This is a genomic window from Brucella grignonensis, assembly GCF_002252505.1.
Classification (GTDB): domain Bacteria; phylum Pseudomonadota; class Alphaproteobacteria; order Rhizobiales; family Rhizobiaceae; genus Brucella; species Brucella grignonensis.
Map to the genome: position 1 here is coordinate 148,248 of NZ_NNRL01000163.1, position 20,152 is coordinate 168,399.

The window sequence follows — 20,152 nt, forward strand, 5'->3', positions numbered from 1 at the left end:
CTGAACGATCTCTCGAGAAAGCCGTAGGAGAAAAGATGAACGCCAATGCCCCCTCCATAAAGATGCGCGGCGACAAGGTCTGCGTGTTTTATGGCGAGAAACAGGCTCTGTTCGAAGTCGATCTGGACGTTCCGGAAAAGATGGTTACAGCGCTTATCGGTCCTTCGGGCTGCGGCAAGTCTACATTCCTGCGTTCGCTCAATCGCATGAACGACACGATTGAAGGCTGCCGTATCGTGGGCAATATCACGCTCGACAATGAAGATATCTACGATCCGAAGATCGACGTTGTCGAACTGCGCGCTCGCGTCGGCATGGTGTTCCAGAAGCCAAATCCATTTCCGAAGTCGATCTTCGAGAATGTGGCTTATGGCCCGCGTATCCATGGTCTGGCACGCAACAAGACCGATCTCGAAGAGATCGTCGTAACGAGCCTCAAGAAGGCCAGCCTTTTTGAAGAGGTCAAGGATCGTCTTCATGACGCGGGAACCGGTCTTTCCGGTGGTCAGCAGCAGCGTCTGTGCATTGCACGTGCGATTGCAGTCAGCCCGGAAGTCATCCTGATGGATGAGCCGTGCTCGGCGCTTGATCCGATTGCGACTGCAAAGGTTGAGGAGCTGATCGACGAATTGCGCCAGAACTACACGATCGTCATCGTCACGCACTCCATGCAGCAGGCAGCTCGCGTTTCACAGCGTACCGCCATGTTCCACTTGGGCAATCTGGTGGAAGTGGGCGACACGGATGTGATGTTCACGGCACCGACCGAGAAGCGCACTCAAGACTATATCACCGGTCGCTTTGGTTAACATTTCAGCAGAAGCAGGAACCGTCTTCGGTTTCGCTTCCCTGTAATCCTTACTTCGAGGTCTATTATGGCGTCTCAGCATACCGTTACCGCTTACGACGAAGAACTGCAGTTCCTGACCCATAAGATCGCTGAAATGGGCGGTCATGCGGAACGTATGGTCGAGCAGTCCGTTGCAGCGATTGTCAACGCCGACAATGCGCTGGCTCAGCGCGTTATCTCCGATGATCTCATCCTCGATGCAAGCGAGCGCGAGATTGACGACAAGGCCGTCATGATCATCGCAAAGCGCCAGCCCATGGCTGTGGACTTGCGCGAAATCATTGGTTCGATCCGTATCTCGGCCGATCTGGAACGCGTGGGCGATCTTGGCAAAAACATTGCCAAGCGCGTTGCCGCCGTCTCGGAATCGCGCCAGCCGGTCAAGCTCTATCGTGGGCTTGAAACACTGGCTGAACTCGCTCTGACCCAGCTCAAAGACGTGCTCGATGCCTATGCAACGCGCTCGGTACAGCAGATCAATGTTGTTCGCGATCGCGATGATGAAATTGACTCGATGTACACCTCGCTGTTCCGCGAGTTGCTCACCTATATGATGGAAGATCCGCGCAACATTTCAGCCTGCACGCATCTTCTGTTCTGCGCAAAGAACATTGAGCGCATTGGCGATCACGCAACCAACATTGCTGAGACGGTCTATTACATCGTGACCGGCCTGCAAATGCCTGCGGAACGCCCAAAAGAAGACCTGAGCCACGGTATCGTCGTGGACGAGGCGCGTAAATCCTGACGATATTTTGCGCTGCATCATTGCGGCGCAAAATCTCTGCATGTGTAAGAATAGCGCGGCGGCACGCGGTCGACGGGGGGATTGTATCTTCTGCGCTCTAAATTCTGGATAGGAAATACTGGATGTCACAGGCACCCAAGATTGCTGTGGTTGAAGACGAAGAAGCCCTGAGCGTACTCTTGCGTTACAATCTGGAAGCAGAAGGTTATCAGGTCGATGCGATGCTGCGCGGCGATGAAGCCGAAATCACGCTTCGCGAAAACGTACCGGATCTGCTTATTCTGGACTGGATGCTTCCCGGTGTATCAGGGATCGAACTTTGCCGTCGTCTGCGTCAATGGCCGGAAACCGAGCGTCTGCCGATCATCATGCTGACTGCGCGTGGCGAAGAAAGCGAACGTGTCCGTGGCCTGAGTGTGGGTGCCGACGATTATGTCGTAAAGCCCTTCTCGACACCGGAACTGCTTGCGCGGGTGAAAGCCATGCTGCGCCGTGCCAATCCCAGCGTTCTCTCGCATGTGCTCAAGGTTGGGGATCTGGTGCTCGATCGTCAGCAGCACCGCGTCTATCGCAAGGAAAAGGAAGTCCGCCTCGGACCCACAGAATTCCGCTTGCTTGAATATTTCATGATGTCTCCGGGCCGCGTCTTCTCCCGCAGCCAGTTGCTGGATGGTGTCTGGGGACCGGATATCTATGTCGACGACCGCACGGTCGACGTGCATGTCGGACGTTTGCGCAAGGCGATCAATGTCGGGCGCGCCCTCGATCCAATCCGCACGGTGCGTGGCGCAGGCTACTCATTCGGGTGATCAAATCTCGACTTGCAGAACTTCTTGGAGCGGCCCGTTGCTGAAAATGCGACGGGCCGTTTTGCATGAAGGGAGCGAACGACGCGACTCAGTATTCGCTCTTTCGATTCGGCGAGGTTGGCCAAATCTGTGTCAAAAACCGACAATATCACGCGATGTTACATCGGTCGTGACAAAGTTGAAGAATCCCAGAAATCGGCGTCAAAAGCAGCATCTAAAAAGTCAAAAAAGGAGGCTGCGTAAAATCTTGAAACATCAGCGAAATAAGGCAGTGATGTGGCCTGTATTTCAGCAAATTGAATCGCGTTAAATCAATAACTTATAAGATTTGCTAAATCACGTTAAGGATTTATTAATGAATTTAAAGGGTTTGTGGGTGAAATTCAGCTCCGGATTCGGGTTCGGTCAGCCTCTGGTTTGGAGGTGTCGCTGATTTTGGAATTTGACCGTTTGCCTTTTTTTGGCCTAAAAATTCCAAAACCTTGAATGCAATGAGTGACAGCAGAACGTTTGTTTTTTGATTTTCGTTCTATTTGGCCGGAGCGCCGGGCGTCTCAATTGGATGCACAAAGGCCGCTCTGTTCGTTCAAATCTGCTGCATATTTTTATGCGGTGGCACCACAGCCAGGTTTCAAACGCCTTTTACGGGGCGGAGGCCAGGTTGGATCAATTAAGGGTCCTAACGATGAGACTGAGCCGTTGACGCGCGCTGCTAAGTGGAAACTGCCCGTTATCCTCGGGCTTCTGGTTGCTCCATTCGTGGTGACAGGTTGCACGACGACCGGAGGCACAGCCAAGACCAAATCAGACAAGACGGCGGCGGTTAGTCACGTCAAGTCAATCAATGGCGTTAAGACTTTCACCTATACCGCCAGGGACCGTGAATGCCTTGAGCGCGCGATGTTCTTTGAATCGAACCGCTCGAGCCCTGATGGCCTCATGGCCGTCGGTACTGTTGTCATGAACCGTCTCGCATCCGGCAGCTATCCGGATACGATTTGCGGCGTTGTCGGCCAGAAGAACCAGTTTGCGCCGGGCGTTTTGAGCCGCAAGATGAATTCCAAGGCAATGCCGGATGTTCAGGCAGCAGCTGATTCCATTCTCAAGGGAAAGCGCCATCCATCGCTGAAGAATTCGATGTTCTTCCACACAGCTGGCCTCAAATTCCCTTATCGCAACATGCATTATGTGCTGATTGCTGGCGGCAATTCCTTCTACGAAAAGCGTGGTCGTGATGGCGAACTGGAAAATCCGGTGCCGCAGACCCCTTATAATCTGGCTTACGCTTCGACACCGCAGTCGCCTTCCATGCCGGAAGGCCCGTTTTACAACGTAACCGATCAGCAGGATGTGTCCGTTCCACAGGCTCAGCCGACTGTACAGATTGCATTGGCTGAGGCGTCCAAAACGGTTGACGTTCAGCAGAATGAAGGTGTAGGACCGCAGGCCCGTGGGGACCGCTTGGCCGCATTGCCCGTCAAGCCAGCTGAAAAGCCGGTGCTGACACAGGTAGCAAGCTATCAGCCGACATTTGATGAAACAGCCCCTGCTGTGCAAAATGTATCTCTGGGATATGCGGCAGATAAGAAGCATGTGGATGCCATCGGCGCTATGCTTCTGTCGCAGGAGCGTCCAGAATCGCCTCTGTGAATCTCCGTTCTGAAAGTGGCCTGAATACAAAAAAAGCGCCTGTTAAAGGGCGCTTTTTTATTGCTCGGCCTGTCTGTTATTTGACCTGAATGGGCACTGGTCGATAAACCGGCTGATAGATTACCATCGGCGTATCGTAGAAATCGGCACGGTTTTGCCAGGCGCGGCGGTCCGCTCTGCGGTCGAGATCAAGCTGCAACAGGCAGTTGGAAAATGCATCGGACTTTTGCTTGAAACCATAGCTGCGGCAGGTTTGTTCATCTGCGGCGCGGCGCTGTTCCGGAGTCATGGTTTGACAACCGGCGAGAAAGCCCGCCAGACCAAGGATAATAAGCACGCTCTTCTTCATAGCCGTTGCTCTCGTTACATAAGAAGTTTCTATCGACCGCGCCGTTAGAGCATAATTCCTTAAACTTGGATCAGTTTAAGGAATTATGCTCTAATTTTAAAGTGTTAGAGCGACCTTTGTGCGCTCATTAGGGCGCCCGGCGCTCTAATATAACGCAGCCGCAGGAAAAAGCGTGGTGAAATTAAGTCATCTGATAAACTGCCGCTGATTCTTTCAAACACGAGGCTTGCAGCCATATGGCACATGACAATAACGCTCCCGTTATCGATCCGGTAAAACTCGAACGTCTGGCCGAAGTGGCCGTGCGTGTCGGGCTGCAATTGCGCGAAGGGCAAGACCTTGTCATTACAGCGCCTGTTGTTGCTCTGCCGCTCGTGCGCCTGATCGCGAAACACGCCTATAAGGCCGGTGCCGGCGTGGTGACGCCATTCTTCTCCGATGATGCGATTGCGCTGGCGCGTTATGAAAATGCGTCTGATGAGAGCTTTGATCGTGCGGCTGGCTGGCTCTATGAAGGCATGGCCAAGGCCTATGCGAATGGCGCGGCGCGCCTTGCGATTGCGGCGGACAATCCGATGCTGCTGTCCTCGCAGGACCCGTCCAAGGTTTCGCGCGCCAATCGCGCCAACTCCAAAGCCTATCAGCCAGCACTCGAAAAGATTGCCGGTTTCGACATCAACTGGAATATCATTTCCTATCCGAACCCGGAATGGGCGAAGCTGATGTTCCCGGATGATGCGCAAGACGTTGCGACTCGTAAGCTTGCCAACGCGATTTTTGCTGCATCGCGTGTCGATGTGGAAGACCCGGTTGGTGCATGGGCAGCGCACAATGCAGCATTGCGCACCCGCACGCGCTTCCTCAATGGCAAGGCCTATAGTGCTCTGCATTTCAAGGGACCGGGCACCGATCTGACGGTTGGTCTTGCCGATGGCCACGAATGGCATGGCGGTGCATCGACGGCCAAGAACGGCATTACCTGCAACCCCAATATCCCAACCGAAGAAGTCTTCACCACGCCACATGCGCTGCGCGTCGATGGCCATGTATCGAGCACCAAGCCGCTGTCGCATCAGGGTACGCTGATCGACAATATTTCCGTGCGCTTTGAAGGTGGACGCATTGTCGAAGCCAAGGCAAGCCGTGGCGAAGAAGTGCTCAACAAGGTACTGGATACGGACGAAGGCGCACGTCGTCTGGGCGAAGTGGCGCTGGTCCCGCATTCCTCGCCGATCTCGCAGAGCGGGCTTCTGTTCTACAACACGTTGTTCGATGAAAATGCTGCAAGCCACATCGCGCTCGGCCAGTGCTATTCGAAATGCTTTATCGACGGTGCGAAGCTTACACCTGAACAGATTGCAGCACAGGGCGGCAATTCAAGCCTCATTCACATCGACTGGATGATCGGCTCCGACAAGATCGACGTCGATGGTGTCAATACGGATGGCAGCCGCGAGCCCGTCATGCGCGGCGGCGAATGGATCAGCTGACTGTAATGGAATGCAAGAAGGCCGGGATTTCCCGGCCTTTTTCATTGATGATTGGTCAGAGCACCAAAATCAGTTCTTTTCCTGAACGTGGGCTTCCAGGAACCATAAGGCCTTGTCGAGACTGCGCGAGGCGGCGGTGAAAATATCCGCTGTGGTGTCGTCACCAGCGTCGTCCGCATCCTTGATCGACTGGCGCACGAGATTGGCCACATCGCCATAGCGTTCAATCAGTGCGCTCAGATGGTCGTGAATGGCGTAAATATCCGTCGGATAGGCTTTGAGCTTCGAATCCTTGGCCACAACCTGTGTCGTGCCATAGGCGGTGCCGCCCAGCTGCACAGCGCGCTCTGCGATCGTATCGACTTGCTCGTCGAGGTCGGTACGAAATGTATCGAGCATTTCATGTACGGCGATGAATTGCGGCCCCTTGAGGTTCCAGTGCGCCTGCTTGGTAAGGAGAGCAAGGTCGATGGTCGCTGCCAGATTTTCATTCAGCAACGCTATCATTGTGGTTTTGGTATTGGAGGGAAGATCGTTGCGGGTTGCATGCATCGACTTCTTGGACATTTTATCCTCATATCCTTTGCGCGATCCGGCTTGTTTTCGGTGATTGGGATATCACCGATGAAAAACAGATTTGTTTCTCTAAAAAACCGGTCCCGCCAGATCTCAATGAAAGGCCGGTCTCGGGATACGGTAAATGTTATCCGCCCCGCATCCAGCATTAAAACGTTCCGCACAAAGTTTTGTTCCTGAAAACAGCTGCAAATTTAGCCGGTTTTATGTGTTTTGCTTGTCGTGGGACGATTTCTGATTTACCCGATGGCTCATGAAGATACTTGCCCTCGATACCGCTTCTTCCTGGTGTGCTGCCGCAGTTTACGATTCCGGCACCGATACGGTTCTTGCTGAAGTCAGCGAGGATATCGGAAAAGGCCATGCAGAAGTCCTGATGGATTATATCGAGCGCACAATGGCACAATCCAGAATCGCCATGTCTGAACTGGATCGCGTGGCAGTTAATGTCGGCCCCGGTTCCTTTACCGGCGTGCGGATCGGTGTGTCGGCAGCACGCGGTTTTGCGCTGGCGCTTGACCGTCCGGCGATTGGCGTCAGTGCATTTGATGCGCTTGCATCGGAGGTCGCGACAAGTCATCCGGGACAGCCTGTTCTGGTTCTGCTTGAAGCGCATCGTGGCGAGATTTATGCACAGGGCTTTGGCGCTGACGGAGAGGCCACAACTGGCCCGATGGTGCTTGCGCGGGAGGAAGCGCTGGCGCTTATTCAGCAGCAATCCTCCGGCACGATTCTGGCTGGTTCTGCTGCCGCTGCTCTCAATGAAATTTTTGCAGGTTCTTTCAGTGTTGCGCGCGTTGAGCCGACAGCACGCATCGGCACTTATGCAAAGCTCGCGGCCCTGCATGAGCCGGGTGAGGCGCCTAAGCCGCTTTATATGCGCGGACCTGATGTGAAGCCGCAGACCGGTTTTGCCCTGCCGCGTAAGGCTAACGGAGAATAGCGTCATGATGAGCTTTGTGCTTGGACGCTTTGGACGCAGACCTGTTTCAATTGAAGCGCTTAGCGCGCAGGACAGTGGGGAAATCCAGCGTATTCACGCGTTGGCTTTTCATCATGGTTGGAGTTCGGATGATTTTCGTTCGCTGATCGCGCAGGATTCGGTGTTCGGCTTTGTTGCGCGACCCGAAGGAAAGCCCGGTAAGGCATGTGGCTTTGTTCTGGCTCGACTGGTTGCGGGTGAGGCGGAAATCCTCACCATTGCCGTTTCTGATGAAGTGCGTAAGCAGGGTGTCGGGCGCTCGCTGATGGATGCAGTGCTGCGTTATCTCTATCAGGAGCGGGCGGAAACGCTGTTTCTGGAAGTCGATGAAAACAATGTCGCGGCACTGGCCCTTTATCGTCGCATGGGTTTCAATAAGGTTGGCGACAGACCTGCTTATTATGAAACCGCGAATGGACGTTCGTCCGCTTTCATTTTGCGGCGCGATCTGGTGAGGTCGCAATGATTGGTGCGATCCGCATCATTCTGGTGGTAGCGGCGATGGTGGCGCTCAGCCTGTCGCTTATTCCAGTGCAATATGTGTTTCTGAAACTGAAAAACACTTGGAAGCGCCGCCTGCCGAATTTTTTTCATCGCATTGTAGCGCGCCTGTTTGGTTTTCGGATCACGATTGTCGGAGAGATGCCGGAAGGTCGACCGCTGCTGCTGGTCGCCAATCACACATCATGGAGCGATATTGTCGTTCTTTCGGCGACGGGGCAGGTGTCGTTCATTGCAAAATCGGAAGTCAAAAGCTGGCCGGTATTTGGATTCTTTGCAGTGCTGCAGCGCACCGTCTTCGTTGAGCGCGAACGGCGCGGCAAGACCGGCGAACAAACCTCCGACATCGCCAAGCGTCTGGCTGATGGCGATGCCATGGTGCTGTTTCCCGAAGGCACGACATCGGATGGCAATCGCGTGTTGCCATTTAAAACCGCACTTTTTGGTGCTGCTCATGCAGCGATCCGCGAAGCTGGCGTGCCGGAAGTGATCGTGCAGCCGGTGGCGATTGCCTATACCGGCGTCCACGGCATGGCGATGGGCCGTTATCATCGCCCGATTGCCTCATGGCCCGGCGATGTTCAGCTGATGCCACACCTCAAGGGCATTCTGCGCGAAGGTGCCATCGATGTCGAAGTGCGCTTCGGTGAGCCGATTGTGGTGACTGCCGAGACGGATCGCAAAGCGCTTGCCCGTACGATGGAAAACCGGGTGAGAGCCTTGTTGCAAAGCTCGCTTCTTGGACGCGAAGTCCTGGAAGACTGAGAGCGTAAGTTTGTCGCCTTCCAAAGTGGCGATAAAAACGCTAGATAGCCGCGCATGAGCGAAAATATGACCGATATCAAGACAAACCCGGATGGCAACAACACGCGCCCAAACGCACGTAAGGTCTTTGTAAAGACCTATGGTTGCCAGATGAACGTCTATGACAGCCAGCGCATGGCCGACAGCCTTGCGGCTGAAGGTTATGTCGCGACCGACACGCCCGATGATGCTGATCTGGTTTTGCTCAACACCTGTCATATTCGCGAAAAGGCATCGGAAAAGCTTTATTCAGCGCTGGGTCGTCTGCGCAAGATGCAGGATAAACGTGGGCCGAACGGCAAGGAATTGACCATCGGTGTTGCCGGTTGCGTGGCACAGGCCGAAGGGCAGGAAATCCTGCGCCGTGCACCCAATGTTGATCTGGTTATCGGACCGCAGACCTATCACCGCCTGCCCAACGCGCTGGCGCGCGTGCGTGGCGGCGAAAAGGTTGTCGAAACCGAATATGCCATCGAAGACAAGTTCGAGCATCTGCCCGCGCCAAAGCGTGAAGAAACCCGCAAGCGTGGTGTTTCTGCGTTCCTGACCGTTCAGGAAGGCTGCGACAAGTTCTGCACCTTCTGCGTGGTGCCTTATACGCGCGGCTCGGAAGTCTCGCGCAGCGTTGCGCAGATTGTTGCGGAAGCCGAACGTCTTGCCGATAGCGGTGTACGCGAGCTGACGCTTCTGGGGCAGAACGTCAATGCGTGGCATGGTGTGGGTGATGATGGCCGCGAGTGGGGCCTTGGCGAACTTCTGTTCCGCCTTGCGCGTATTCCCGGTGTGGCGCGTCTGCGTTATACGACCAGCCATCCGCGCGACATGGACGATACGCTGATTGCAGCGCACCGCGATCTGCGCCAGCTGATGCCTTATCTGCATCTTCCTGTTCAGGCCGGTTCGGATCGCATTCTCAAAGCCATGAACCGTCGCCACAAGGCGGATGAATATATTCGCCTTGTTGAACGTATTCGCGAAGTGCGCCCGGATATGGCGCTTTCGGGCGATTTCATCGTCGGCTTCCCCGGTGAAACGGATCAGGATTTTGAAGATACGATGCGGCTCGTGCGCGAAGTGCATTACGCGCAAGCCTATTCGTTCAAATATTCGCCGCGTCCCGGAACGCCGGGTGCGGATCTTCCCGATCATGTGGAAGAAGCAGTCAAGGATGAGCGTTTGCAGCGTCTTCAGGCGCTGCTGAACGAGCAGCAATATGCATTTCAGGATTCGTTGGTCGGTCGTGAAATGGATGTGCTTCTGGAAAAGAAGGGCCGCTTCGAGCGCCAGATGGTTGGTCGTTCGCCGTGGCTTCTGCCCGCCATTATCGATGACAATGACGATCAGGTCGGCGAGATCATCCGCGTAAAAATTACGGGGACTGGCACAAATAGTCTTATTGCGCAAAAGCTTGTCTAAGCGCATGATGTCATTCAGGCAGTAGTCGCGGTGTCACGAGTCTCGTACCGAACGTTCTGCCGGTACTGCGATTGCAATGCGTGAACCTTAGGGAGATGCGGTTGAGCGCTACGGAAAAGTTAAAGCCTGCCAAGCCAACCATTCAAACGCAAACAAACACAATTTCAAGTCCGGCCAAAAGTTCGGTTACACGTCCGGCTGCAGGGGCCACGTCCGGGGCCTCAGACATGGCCCATATCGTCCTTACCTTCGATAATAATCGTCTTGCCAGTGCGCTTTATGGTCAGTTCGATGAGAATCTGGCGCGTATCGAGCAGAAGCTTGGCGTTGATGTTCGTTCCAAGGGTAACGAGCTTTCCATCCGTGGAGACGCGACAGCCACAGAACAGGCACGCCGTACACTCGATCAGCTTTATGAATATCTGCAAAAGGGCCATGAACTGACGACGTCCGATGTGGACGGTGCCATGCGCATTGCCATTGCTGCCGATGATCAGCTGACATTGCCGACGCTTGAAAACAAGGGAAAGATGTCGGCTGCGCAGATATCGACACGCAAGAAGACAATTTTTGCCCGTACGCCGGTGCAGGATGCCTATATGCGCGCGCTCGACCGGTCGGAGCTGGTTTTTGGTGTTGGGCCTGCTGGTACGGGCAAGACCTATCTGGCCGTCGCCCATGCCGCCATGCTTTTGGAACGCGGTCTTGTGGAACGTATCATCTTGTCGCGCCCTGCTGTTGAAGCAGGCGAGCGTCTGGGCTTTCTGCCAGGCGATATGAAGGAAAAGGTCGATCCTTATCTTCGTCCGCTTTATGACGCGCTTTACGATATGATGCCTGCCGAAAAGGTCGAGCGCGCCATTACAGCCGGCGTCATTGAAATTGCGCCGCTCGCTTTCATGCGTGGTCGCACGCTGGCGCATTCGGCTGTCATCCTTGATGAAGCGCAGAACACGACGTCGATGCAGATGAAGATGTTCCTGACGCGTCTTGGTGAAGGCTCGCGCATGATGGTCAACGGCGACCCAAGCCAGATCGATCTTCCACCCGGCCAGAAGTCCGGTCTCGTTGAGGCGCTTCGCGTTCTGGAAGGCGTGGATTCGGTTGTTAAAGTGCGCTTTACCGAGAAAGACGTGGTTCGTCATCCGCTGGTGGCAGCAATTGTCGGCGCTTACGACAATGATGCAAAAAAGCATGCGCGGTCAGAATGATTGAAGATTGGTCTTGCATTCATGCGAGACAATGACGATCTAAAAAATTACGTCCGCTTTCAGGCGGACGTCTCTTTTAACAACTGGAAGGATAGAGCGGTTGCTTCATTGCAAGCCGCGGCAGAAGTGTCAGACAACGCGATCCAAATCGACATTATGATCGAAGCCGGCAACTGGCCGGACGAAACAGTCCTTGAAGGGCTTGTGCAACGCTCCGTAGAGGCGGCTTGGGATAATCTCCGGCTAAAGCCTGCTGAGAGTGAATTGAGTCTGGTTTTTACCGACGATGCTTCTATCCGGAAGATCAACGCCGAGTGGCGGAACAAGGACAAGCCGACCAATGTTCTGTCTTTTCCCGCTTACCCTGTAAAGGCTGGCGAGCAGCCCGGTCCGATGCTTGGCGACATCATCATTGCACGGGAAACGGTTGAGCGCGAAGCACTCGAAGAAGGCAAGCCGTTCGAAAATCATCTCTCCCATCTGGTGGTGCATGGATTTTTGCACCTTTTGGGTTACGATCATGAGACGGAAGATGAGGCCGAGGAGATGGAGCGCCGTGAGCGTGAAATCCTTCATGCTCTTGCCATCCCCGACCCTTATGCTGTATCCGATTTAAACGTTGAAACAGATTGATCATGGCTGACCAAAGCAATTCCTCGTCCGCAGGCGATAGCCGAAGCGACACACAAGACTCCGAAGGGCAAAGTACGCAGCGGTCGCAGGCGACCGAAAAGCGTTCCCTTCTGTCAAATATTTTTCCTTTCATGCGTTCGCGCCAATCATCTTCCTTGCGTGAAGATCTGGCCGATGCAATTTCCAGCACCGCAAGCGAGCAGGACTCAGTTTTTTCGCCTGAAGAAAAGGCGATGCTGCATAACATTCTGCGTCTGCGTGAAATCCGCGTCGAAGATGTGATGATCCCGCGTGCCGATGTGGTGGCGGTTGAAATTTCCACACCGCTTTGGGAAGCGCTGGAGCTGTTTGAAAGTTCCGGCCATTCGCGTATGCCGGTTTATGCCGAAACGCTGGATGATCCGCGCGGCATGATCCATATCCGCGACGTGCTCAATTATATCACCAAGCAGGCTCGTCAGAAGACGACCCGTCGTACGACGGCGCGCAAGACTGCGGAGGCAAGCGCTGCCAAGTTCGACATGGGGCGCATTGATCTCACCAAGACGATTGGTGAGCTTAATCTGATGCGCAAAGTGTTGTTCGTGCCACCGTCGATGATGGCGAGCGGTCTGATGGCGCGCATGCAGGCATCTCATATCCAAATGGCGCTGGTCATTGATGAATATGGCGGCACCGATGGACTGGCGTCGCTCGAAGACATTGTTGAAATGGTTGTCGGCGATATCGAAGACGAACATGATGATGAAGAAATCATGATCGCCGAAGAGGCTGATGGCGTGTTCGTCGTCGATGCTCGCGCGGATCTCGATGAATTGGCTCAGAAGATCGGTCCTTCATTTGAAGTGGGCGAGCATGGCGAGGACGTCGATACGGTCGGCGGTCTAATCTTCTCGGTTCTGGGGCGTATTCCATTGCGCGGCGAAGTCGTGCAGGCGGTTCAGGGCTATGAGTTCCATGTGCTTGAAGTCGATCCGCGTCGCGTAAAGCGTGTCCGGATCGTGCCTCTTTCGGAAGCGGATCGCCGCAGGCAGCAACGTTCCGTGATCCCGGCGAAATCGGGTGATGCGTCCGAGGTCATCCCAGAAACAACGGAAATGTCCAAAGAGGCTTGATGATAGAGAGGCTTGCGGGGAAGATCTCTTCTTTGAGCGGTTGGCGTCGTGCGCTGACCGCTTTTCTCAGTGGCGCCGTTGCGACGCTGACCCAGCCGCCATTCGATATTTTCATCGCGGGCTTTATTGCCTTTCCGTTGCTGGTTTGGCTCATCGATGGAGCCATCCCCGATAAAGACAAAGGCCCGATCCGGCGTTTTTTCCCGGCAGGTTTAATCGGCTGGTGGTTCGGCTTCGGTTATTTCGTGTCCGGCCTCTGGTGGATCGGCACGGCGCTTCTCGTCGATGCACAACAGTTTGCTTGGGCCATACCGCTCGCAGTTCTTGGGCTTCCGGCATTTCTTGCAATTTTTTACGGGCTGGCTGCGATGGTCGCCCGCCTGTTCTGGTCGGACGGTATCGGGCGTATTTTTGCGATAGCGCTGGGCTTTGGTTTCACCGAATGGCTGCGCACATTCATCTTCACGGGCTTCCCGTGGAATGCACTCGGCTATGCCGCAATGCCTACGCCGATGATGATGCAATCGGTGGAGGTCATCGGCCTTGTCGGGATGAGCGCGCTTGCGGCGCTGGTTTTTTCAGCGCCTGCGCTGTTGAGCGGCGGGCGTCTGGCAAAGAGCGGCATCGTCCTGGCAGGTTTGCTGATCACAGCCCATATCGGCTTTGGTGCCTGGACGCTGTCGAATGCGCCAGCTCTTGATACCGATCGGACAACGCTCTCGATCCGCATTGTGCAGCCTTCCATTTCGCAGAGCCTGAAATGGGACAATAATGAACGCCGCGCGATCTTCGACACATTCATTGCCATGACGCAACAGGCACCAGTGGAGGGCAAACCAAAGCCTGATGTGGTGATCTGGCCTGAAACGGCAGTGCCTTACATCCTGTCATCAACGCCCGAGGCGCTCACGCGGATCGCTGAGGTGATTGGCGATGATCAGGTGCTGCTCACTGGCGCAGTGCGTGAAGAACTCGTCCCCCGGCGCGACCCGCGATATTATAATTCGATCCTCACGATCAACGGTCAGGGTCGGATCACTGATTATACCGATAAGGTGCATCTTGTGCCCTTCGGCGAATATCTGCCCTTTGAAGGTATCTTGCGCAGTCTCGGGCTTCAGGAAGTGGTAGAAATGCCGGGCGGCTTTACCGCCGCCAAGAGGCGTCACGCGATCAATGTTATGGAGGGCGAAACCTTCCTGCCGCTGATCTGCTACGAAGCGATTTTCCCGGATGAACTGTCCTATACGGGCCGCAAAGTGACGGCGATTGTAAACGTCACCAATGATGCATGGTATGGCGATACACCGGGGCCGTATCAGCATTTCCGACAGGCGCAGGTGCGATCCGTCGAACAGGGCCTGCCATTGGTTCGTGCAGCCAATAATGGAATTTCGGCCGTCGTTGACGCCTATGGTCGAATCATCGAGGAACTGCCGCTCGATGCTGTCGGTGTGATTGATGCTTATTTGCCTGAAGAGCATGTCCCATTTTGGGGCAGTGCACCCGGTGGCAAACAGACTCTTTCACTCCTATTAACTCTACTCGCTGTATGCGTGTGGTTCAGGTTGTCTTTCCGACGGCGTTTTCATTGACACAGCAATTTTGTTAAGTTTTTATACTCGCGCTGTGACGGTTTCTCGCGCAAACCAGTCTGATTACCTCCCACAATGTATTTTATCCCTGTTCAGATGAACAGGCTGTGAATGAAAGCTCGCGGTTGCGAGGAGTGAAAGCCGTATGATTGAGAATAAGAAGAAACCTAACCCCATTGATGTGCATGTGGGCAGCCGCATTCGCCTTCGCCGCAACATGCTGGGTCTCAGTCAGGAAAAATTAGGCGAAAACCTCGGCATCACATTTCAGCAGATCCAGAAATACGAAAAAGGCACTAATCGCGTCGGTGCCAGCCGCCTTCAGGCGATTTCCTCCATTCTCACGGTTCCTGTGTCTTTCTTTTTTGAAGATGCGCCCGGTTCAAACCCAACGTCGCAGGCAGGCTTTGCCGAGGACAATGAAGCGACTTACGTTGTCGACTTTCTGAACTCGAATGAAGGTGTGCAGCTGACCCGAGCATTTACCAAAATTGCGGATCCGAAAGTGCGCCGCAAGATCATCGATCTGGTGAAGTCACTCGCCGCAGAAGGCGAATAAGGCTTCGAGCATGTCTCCCAGACGTGGAAATCGGTTTTGGAAGACACGCTTAGAACACTCAAAAGCGCGTTGTATGAATAAAATTTGACGCGATGCGCTTTGATTTGTTCACAAAACTGTAAGCCGGATGGATTTTTTCGAACAACGCCGTGTCGCAACAAGAATATGCATTGACGGTCCAATCCCAACTTCGCTAACACAATGATGTGCCCGGAACCTGCTTAAACCGTTCCGGGCGCTACTGTGTTTCCGTAACGGACATTCGTTCCGTTGGATTTTCAAGAGGGGTTACCCGTGTCGCGCAGTTCTTATCTCTTCACCAGCGAATCGGTGTCCGAAGGTCATCCGGACAAGGTTTGCGACCGCATTTCCGATGAAATCGTAGACATGATTTACAAGGAGGCGCGCCGCACCGGCGTTGATCCTTGGTCTGTTCGCGTTGCATGCGAAACGCTCGCCACCACCAATCGTGTGGTTATTGCCGGCGAAGTGCGTGTGCCTGAGACTTTCCTGAAGAAGAATAAGGACGGCTCTGTCGCTCACGACAAGGCGGGCCATCCGTTGATCAATCCTTCCCGTTTCCGTTCGGCGGCTCGCAAGGCGATCCGCGAAATCGGTTATGAACAGGACGGTTTCAACTGGCGCACGGCCAAGATCGATGTGCTTCTGCACCCACAATCCGCCGACATCGCGCAGGGCGTGGACAACGCAGCCGACCGTCAGGGCGAAGAAGGTGCTGGCGATCAGGGCATCATGTTCGGCTATGCCTGCCGTGAAACCCCGGATCTCATGCCAGCTCCGATCTATTATTCGCACAAGATTCTCGAAAAACTCGCAGAAGCCCGCCACAAGGGCGAAGGCGATCCAGGCAAGCTCGGACCTGATGCCAAGAGCCAGGTAACCGTGCGTTACGAGAACGGTAAGGCTGCGGAAGTAACCCAGATCGTTCTTTCCACACAGCATCTCGATGCAAGCTGGGATTCCAAGAAGGTCCGTTCGGTTGTTGAGCCTTACATTCGTGATGCGCTCGGCGATCTTCCAATTGCAGCAAACTGCAACTGGTACATCAATCCAACGGGCAAGTTCGTCATTGGCGGGCCCGATGGTGATGCGGGTCTGACGGGTCGCAAGATCATCGTCGATACCTACGGTGGTGCCGCTCCGCATGGCGGTGGCGCATTCTCCGGCAAGGACACGACCAAGGTTGACCGCTCTGCCGCCTATGCAGCGCGCTACCTCGCCAAGAATGTCGTTGCCGCCAATCTTGCTGATCGCTGCACGATCCAGCTTTCCTACGCCATCGGTGTTGCCCAGCCACTTTCGGTCTATGTTGACCTGCATGGCACGGGCAAGGTCGATGAATCGGCTGTCGAGGAAGCATTGCGCAAGGTCATGGATCTGTCGCCGAGCGGCATCCGCAAGCATCTTGATCTCAACAAGCCGATCTATGCCAAGACGTCGTCTTACGGTCACTTTGGCCGCAAGCCGGGTCGTGACGGATCCTTCTCCTGGGAGAAGACCGATCTCACCAAGGCATTGAAGAGCGCCCTTTCAGCTTGATAGACCTAAAATGACCGATCCTACCCACCCAGTGCGAGCGGCCGGAAACTTTTTCGGCCGCCGTCATGGTAAGCCACTGCGTCCACATCAGAACAATCTGTTTGAGGATTTGCTGCCGCGTCTGAAACTTGATCTCGACATGCCTGCACCGCAGGATTTGAGGACCTTGTTTGATGCACCGGTCGACAATGTGCGCATGGAGATCGGCTTCGGCGGCGGTGAGCACCTCTATCATGAGAGTAGACGCTATCCGCAGTCGGGCTTCATTGGCGTCGAGCCTTTCGTCAACGGTATGGCCAAGATGCTGGCAGCCCTTCATGAAGAAGAGCGTCGCAATCTTCGGCTTTACGATGAGGATGCAACAGAGGTTCTCGACTGGCTGCCGGAAGCTTCGCTTTCAGGGATCGATCTATTTTATCCTGATCCATGGCACAAGCGTCGTCATTGGAAGCGTCGTTTTGTGAGTGACACCAATCTGGATCGGTTTGCACGTTTGCTGAAGCCGGGAGCGAAATTCCGTTTCGCTTCCGATATCGAGCATTACGTCAACTGGACGCTCCAGCATTGCCGCAGGCATCCGGCATTTGAATGGCAGGCGGAAGGACCATCCGACTGGAACGACGCCTATGAAGGTTGGCCGGGTACGCGCTATGAAGCCAAGGCTTTCCGTGAAGGACGCGTTGCTGCTTACCTTACTTTCATCCGTGTATGATCTATCTCCGACGCGGCTCTTGAAAAAACTCGTATCCACTGGTATATAAGTTTCAAATTCTTGGTCGTTGGAACAAGAGTGGGCCCTCCCGGACCCGCTCTTTTTTGTTACCTGCGGCCCTGTGAAGAGGTTTATCGAGTGACGGAACAGGAACAGGCAGTTGAGGCCGTAACCGCAGATGAGCGTATCATTCGCGAAACGGGCATCGATGCAAAAGTAGCAAACATTGTGGAGCCGGTGATCAATACGCTGGGTTTCCGCCTTGTGCGTGTGCGCCTGTCCGGCCTTAACGGTCAGACATTGCAGATCATGGCGGAACGTCCTGATGGCACAATGACAGTTGAGGATTGTGAACTGCTGAGCCGCACCGTGGCTCCGGTTCTCGACGTCGAAGATCCGATCAGCGGCAAGTATCATCTTGAAATTTCGTCGCCGGGCATTGACCGTCCGATGGTTCGCAAGTCCGATTTTACCGATTGGGCCGGGCATATTGCCAAGGTCGAAACGTCGGTCGTTCACGAAGGACGCAAGAAATTTCGCGGTCGTATCGTTGTCGACGAAGCTGCATCCGCCGATTCAATCGTGATCGAAAGCGACCAGATTTCTTATGGAAATGAACCCGTTGTTCGTATTCCGTTCGATCTAATCTCCGATGCACGTCTGGTTCTGACCGATGACCTGATCCGCGATGCGCTGCGTAAGGACAAAGCTCTGCGCGAAGGCCGCATCCCCGATGATAATCTGGGTGATGATCTGGGTGATGGCTCTGGCGATAATACGGAAGAAGCAGGTTCGGCGGAATCCGAAACGGAAAAGAAATAAGTTTCAAAGTGAGTTTCAGGCGTCCGGTTCTCGAAGAAGGCCGGATGCGTCACCAAGGAGAGACCTATGGCAGTCAGTGCAAACAGGCTGGAACTTCTGCAGATCGCCGACGCGGTCGCACGCGAGAAGTCGATTGACCGCGAGATCGTTCTTGCGGCCATGGCCGATGCGATCCAGAAGGCAGCGCGTTCGCGCTACGGTCAGGAAAGCAATATTCGCGCCGACATCAACGCGAAATCCGGCGAGATCAAGCTTCAGCGTCTGCTTGAAGTTGTTGAGACTGTCGAGGACTACTCCACACAGATTTCGCTGTTCACTGCACGTGATCGCAATCCCGATGCGCAGGTTGGCGATTTTATTGCTGACCAGCTGCCGCCAATGGATTTCGGCCGTATTGCTGCCCAGTCAGCCAAGCAGGTCATCGTGCAGAAGGTGCGCGAAGCCGAGCGTGATCGTCAGTATGACGAATTCAAGGATCGCGTTGGTGAAATCGCCAACGGTACTGTCAAGCGCGTCGAATATGGCAATGTGATCGTCGATCTCGGCCGTGGCGAAGCCATCGTTCGTCGTGACGAACTGATCCCACGCGAAGCATTCCGTTATGGCGATCGTATCCGCGCCTATGTTTACGACGTGCGTCGCGAACAGCGTGGTCCGCAGATTTTCCTCTCGCGTACCCATCCATCTTTCATGGCGAAACTCTTCACCATGGAAGTGCCGGAAATCTACGACGGTATCATCGAAATCAAGTCGGTTGCCCGTGATCCAGGTTCGCGCGCCAAGATCGCCGTTGTATCACGCGATGCATCGATCGATCCGGTTGGTGCCTGTGTTGGTATGCGTGGTTCCCGCGTTCAGGCCGTTGTTGCTGAACTGCAGGGCGAAAAGATCGACATTATTCCATGGTCGCCAGATGCGGCTTCCTTCATCGTCAATGCACTTCAGCCTGCCGAAGTTGCAAAGGTTGTTCTCGATGAAGACGCTGAACGTATTGAAGTTGTCGTTCCGAATGACCAACTATCACTAGCAATCGGTCGTCGCGGTCAGAACGTGCGCCTTGCATCGCAGCTGACCGGCTGGGATATCGATATTCTTACGGAAGACGAAGAATCCGAACGCCGCCAGAAGGAATTCGCTGAGCGTTCGAACCTCTTCATGGAAGCCCTCAACGTTGATGAGATGGTTGGCCAGGTTCTGGCTTCCGAAGGTTTTGCCTCTGTTGAAGAGCTTGCTTATGTCGAGCCGGGCGAAATCGCTTCTATCGACGGTTTCGATGAAGACACCGCCGGCGAAATTCAGGAACGTGCACGCGAATTCCTGGAACGCATCGAAGGTGAGCAGGATGATCGTCGTAAGGCGCTTGGCGTTGAAGACGAACTTCGCGATCTTCCGGGTCTGACCACAGCCATGCTGGTTGCAGTTGGCGAAGATGGCGTGAAGAACATCGAAGACTTTGCTGGTTATGCCGTTGACGATCTTGTTGGCTGGCGTGAACGCAAGGACGGTGAAACCGTTACCCATACCGGTATCCTGTCGCCATTCGATGTTTCTCGCGTTGACGCGGAACAGATGATCCTGACTGCGCGTTTGAAGGCTGGCTGGATCACGGAAGACGAACTGGTTTCGGTTGAAACCGATGAAGATGCTGAAGCTGGCGAGGAAGAAGCTGCTTCGTAAAGTATCCAAACACAATGCTTTTGCGCCCGGAGTGATCCGGGCGCAAAAGTTGCTGTTTCAGAGTTTCATGTTGAGAAGTGGCGTAAGCTCTGC

The 20,152-nt window shown here is 54.4% G+C and carries 20 protein-coding genes; 18 read left to right on the forward strand and 2 right to left on the reverse strand.

From position 1 onward, the window contains the following. Positions 1 to 35 precede the first annotated feature (35 nt). The 4 genes from pstB to CEV33_RS14555 all read left to right on the forward strand — a co-directional run bounded on the left by pstB (position 36) and on the right by CEV33_RS14555 (position 4,057). Positions 36 to 809: a phosphate ABC transporter ATP-binding protein PstB gene (gene pstB / locus CEV33_RS14540; protein ID WP_024898360.1), complete on the forward strand. Its 774-nt coding sequence runs from the start codon at positions 36 to 38 to the stop codon at positions 807 to 809. Between the two features lie 66 nt (positions 810 to 875). Next, on the forward strand, positions 876 to 1,598 hold the full coding sequence (gene phoU, locus CEV33_RS14545) for a phosphate signaling complex protein PhoU (RefSeq protein ID WP_024898359.1): 723 nt from the start codon (positions 876 to 878) through the stop codon (positions 1,596 to 1,598). A gap of 122 nt (positions 1,599 to 1,720) precedes the next feature. Next, positions 1,721 to 2,407, forward strand: a complete 687-nt coding sequence (gene phoB / locus CEV33_RS14550) for a phosphate regulon transcriptional regulator PhoB (RefSeq protein WP_024898358.1) — start codon at positions 1,721 to 1,723, stop codon at positions 2,405 to 2,407. A gap of 699 nt (positions 2,408 to 3,106) precedes the next feature. Beyond that, a complete protein-coding gene (locus CEV33_RS14555) occupies positions 3,107 to 4,057 on the forward strand; it encodes a cell wall hydrolase (protein ID WP_094541729.1) in 951 nt (316 codons plus the stop codon). 76 nt (positions 4,058 to 4,133) lie between these two features. On the opposite strand, the gene CEV33_RS14560 is transcribed toward CEV33_RS14555, so the two are convergent. Further along, positions 4,134 to 4,406: a hypothetical protein gene (locus CEV33_RS14560; RefSeq protein WP_094541159.1), complete on the reverse strand. Its 273-nt coding sequence runs from the start codon at positions 4,404 to 4,406 to the stop codon at positions 4,134 to 4,136. A gap of 236 nt (positions 4,407 to 4,642) precedes the next feature. Here CEV33_RS14560 and CEV33_RS14565 point away from each other — a divergent pair, with 236 nt between their 5' ends. Beyond that, positions 4,643 to 5,896 (forward strand): aminopeptidase, encoded by a 1,254-nt coding sequence (locus CEV33_RS14565; RefSeq protein WP_094541160.1) that lies wholly within the window; start codon positions 4,643 to 4,645, stop codon positions 5,894 to 5,896. 69 nt (positions 5,897 to 5,965) lie between these two features. Here CEV33_RS14565 and dps read toward each other — a convergent pair whose 3' ends face one another. Next, positions 5,966 to 6,463 carry a DNA starvation/stationary phase protection protein Dps gene (dps, locus tag CEV33_RS14570; RefSeq protein WP_094541161.1) on the reverse strand — a complete coding sequence of 166 codons (498 nt, stop codon included), beginning with the start codon at positions 6,461 to 6,463 and terminating at the stop codon, positions 5,966 to 5,968. Between the two features lie 262 nt (positions 6,464 to 6,725). Between dps and tsaB the strand changes: the two genes are divergently transcribed. From tsaB to nusA, 13 genes are all read left to right on the forward strand, one after another. Then, a complete protein-coding gene (gene tsaB / locus CEV33_RS14575; protein WP_094541162.1) occupies positions 6,726 to 7,415 on the forward strand; it encodes a tRNA (adenosine(37)-N6)-threonylcarbamoyltransferase complex dimerization subunit type 1 TsaB in 690 nt (229 codons plus the stop codon). 4 nt (positions 7,416 to 7,419) lie between these two features. Further along, positions 7,420 to 7,920: a ribosomal protein S18-alanine N-acetyltransferase gene (gene rimI / locus CEV33_RS14580; RefSeq protein ID WP_094541163.1), complete on the forward strand. Its 501-nt coding sequence runs from the start codon at positions 7,420 to 7,422 to the stop codon at positions 7,918 to 7,920. Continuing rightward, positions 7,917 to 8,720: a lysophospholipid acyltransferase family protein gene (locus tag CEV33_RS14585; RefSeq protein WP_094541164.1), complete on the forward strand. Its 804-nt coding sequence runs from the start codon at positions 7,917 to 7,919 to the stop codon at positions 8,718 to 8,720. The genes rimI and CEV33_RS14585 overlap by 4 nt, the downstream gene beginning before the upstream one ends. Positions 8,721 to 8,774: 54 nt before the next feature. Then, entirely contained in the window at positions 8,775 to 10,175 is a 1,401-nt protein-coding gene (gene miaB, locus CEV33_RS14590) for a tRNA (N6-isopentenyl adenosine(37)-C2)-methylthiotransferase MiaB (RefSeq protein WP_094541165.1), read from the forward strand. 101 nt (positions 10,176 to 10,276) lie between these two features. Beyond that, entirely contained in the window at positions 10,277 to 11,386 is a 1,110-nt protein-coding gene (locus CEV33_RS14595; RefSeq protein WP_208620203.1) for a PhoH family protein, read from the forward strand. 126 nt (positions 11,387 to 11,512) lie between these two features. Then, positions 11,513 to 12,019 carry an rRNA maturation RNase YbeY gene (gene ybeY / locus CEV33_RS14600; RefSeq protein WP_094541730.1) on the forward strand — a complete coding sequence of 169 codons (507 nt, stop codon included), beginning with the start codon at positions 11,513 to 11,515 and terminating at the stop codon, positions 12,017 to 12,019. Positions 12,020 to 12,021: 2 nt separating this feature from the next. Then, positions 12,022 to 13,134, forward strand: coding sequence for a hemolysin family protein (locus CEV33_RS14605; protein WP_094541166.1), 1,113 nt, complete (start codon positions 12,022 to 12,024; stop codon positions 13,132 to 13,134). Then, on the forward strand, positions 13,134 to 14,729 hold the full coding sequence (gene lnt / locus CEV33_RS14610) for an apolipoprotein N-acyltransferase (RefSeq protein WP_094541167.1): 1,596 nt from the start codon (positions 13,134 to 13,136) through the stop codon (positions 14,727 to 14,729). Before CEV33_RS14605 ends, lnt begins: the two co-directional genes overlap by 1 nt. A 145-nt stretch (positions 14,730 to 14,874) precedes the next feature. Further along, positions 14,875 to 15,288: a helix-turn-helix domain-containing protein gene (locus CEV33_RS14615; RefSeq protein ID WP_094541168.1), complete on the forward strand. Its 414-nt coding sequence runs from the start codon at positions 14,875 to 14,877 to the stop codon at positions 15,286 to 15,288. A gap of 294 nt (positions 15,289 to 15,582) precedes the next feature. Further along, complete coding sequence (gene metK, locus CEV33_RS14620; RefSeq protein ID WP_094541169.1) at positions 15,583 to 16,848, forward strand: methionine adenosyltransferase; 1,266 nt, start codon at positions 15,583 to 15,585, stop codon at positions 16,846 to 16,848. 10 nt (positions 16,849 to 16,858) lie between these two features. Next, complete coding sequence (trmB, locus tag CEV33_RS14625) at positions 16,859 to 17,560, forward strand: tRNA (guanine(46)-N(7))-methyltransferase TrmB (protein ID WP_094541170.1); 702 nt, start codon at positions 16,859 to 16,861, stop codon at positions 17,558 to 17,560. 138 nt (positions 17,561 to 17,698) lie between these two features. Next, entirely contained in the window at positions 17,699 to 18,382 is a 684-nt protein-coding gene (gene rimP, locus CEV33_RS14630) for a ribosome maturation factor RimP (protein ID WP_094541171.1), read from the forward strand. 66 nt (positions 18,383 to 18,448) lie between these two features. Further along, positions 18,449 to 20,059 (forward strand): transcription termination factor NusA, encoded by a 1,611-nt coding sequence (nusA, locus tag CEV33_RS14635; protein WP_094541172.1) that lies wholly within the window; start codon positions 18,449 to 18,451, stop codon positions 20,057 to 20,059. Positions 20,060 to 20,152: the final 93 nt, after the last annotated feature.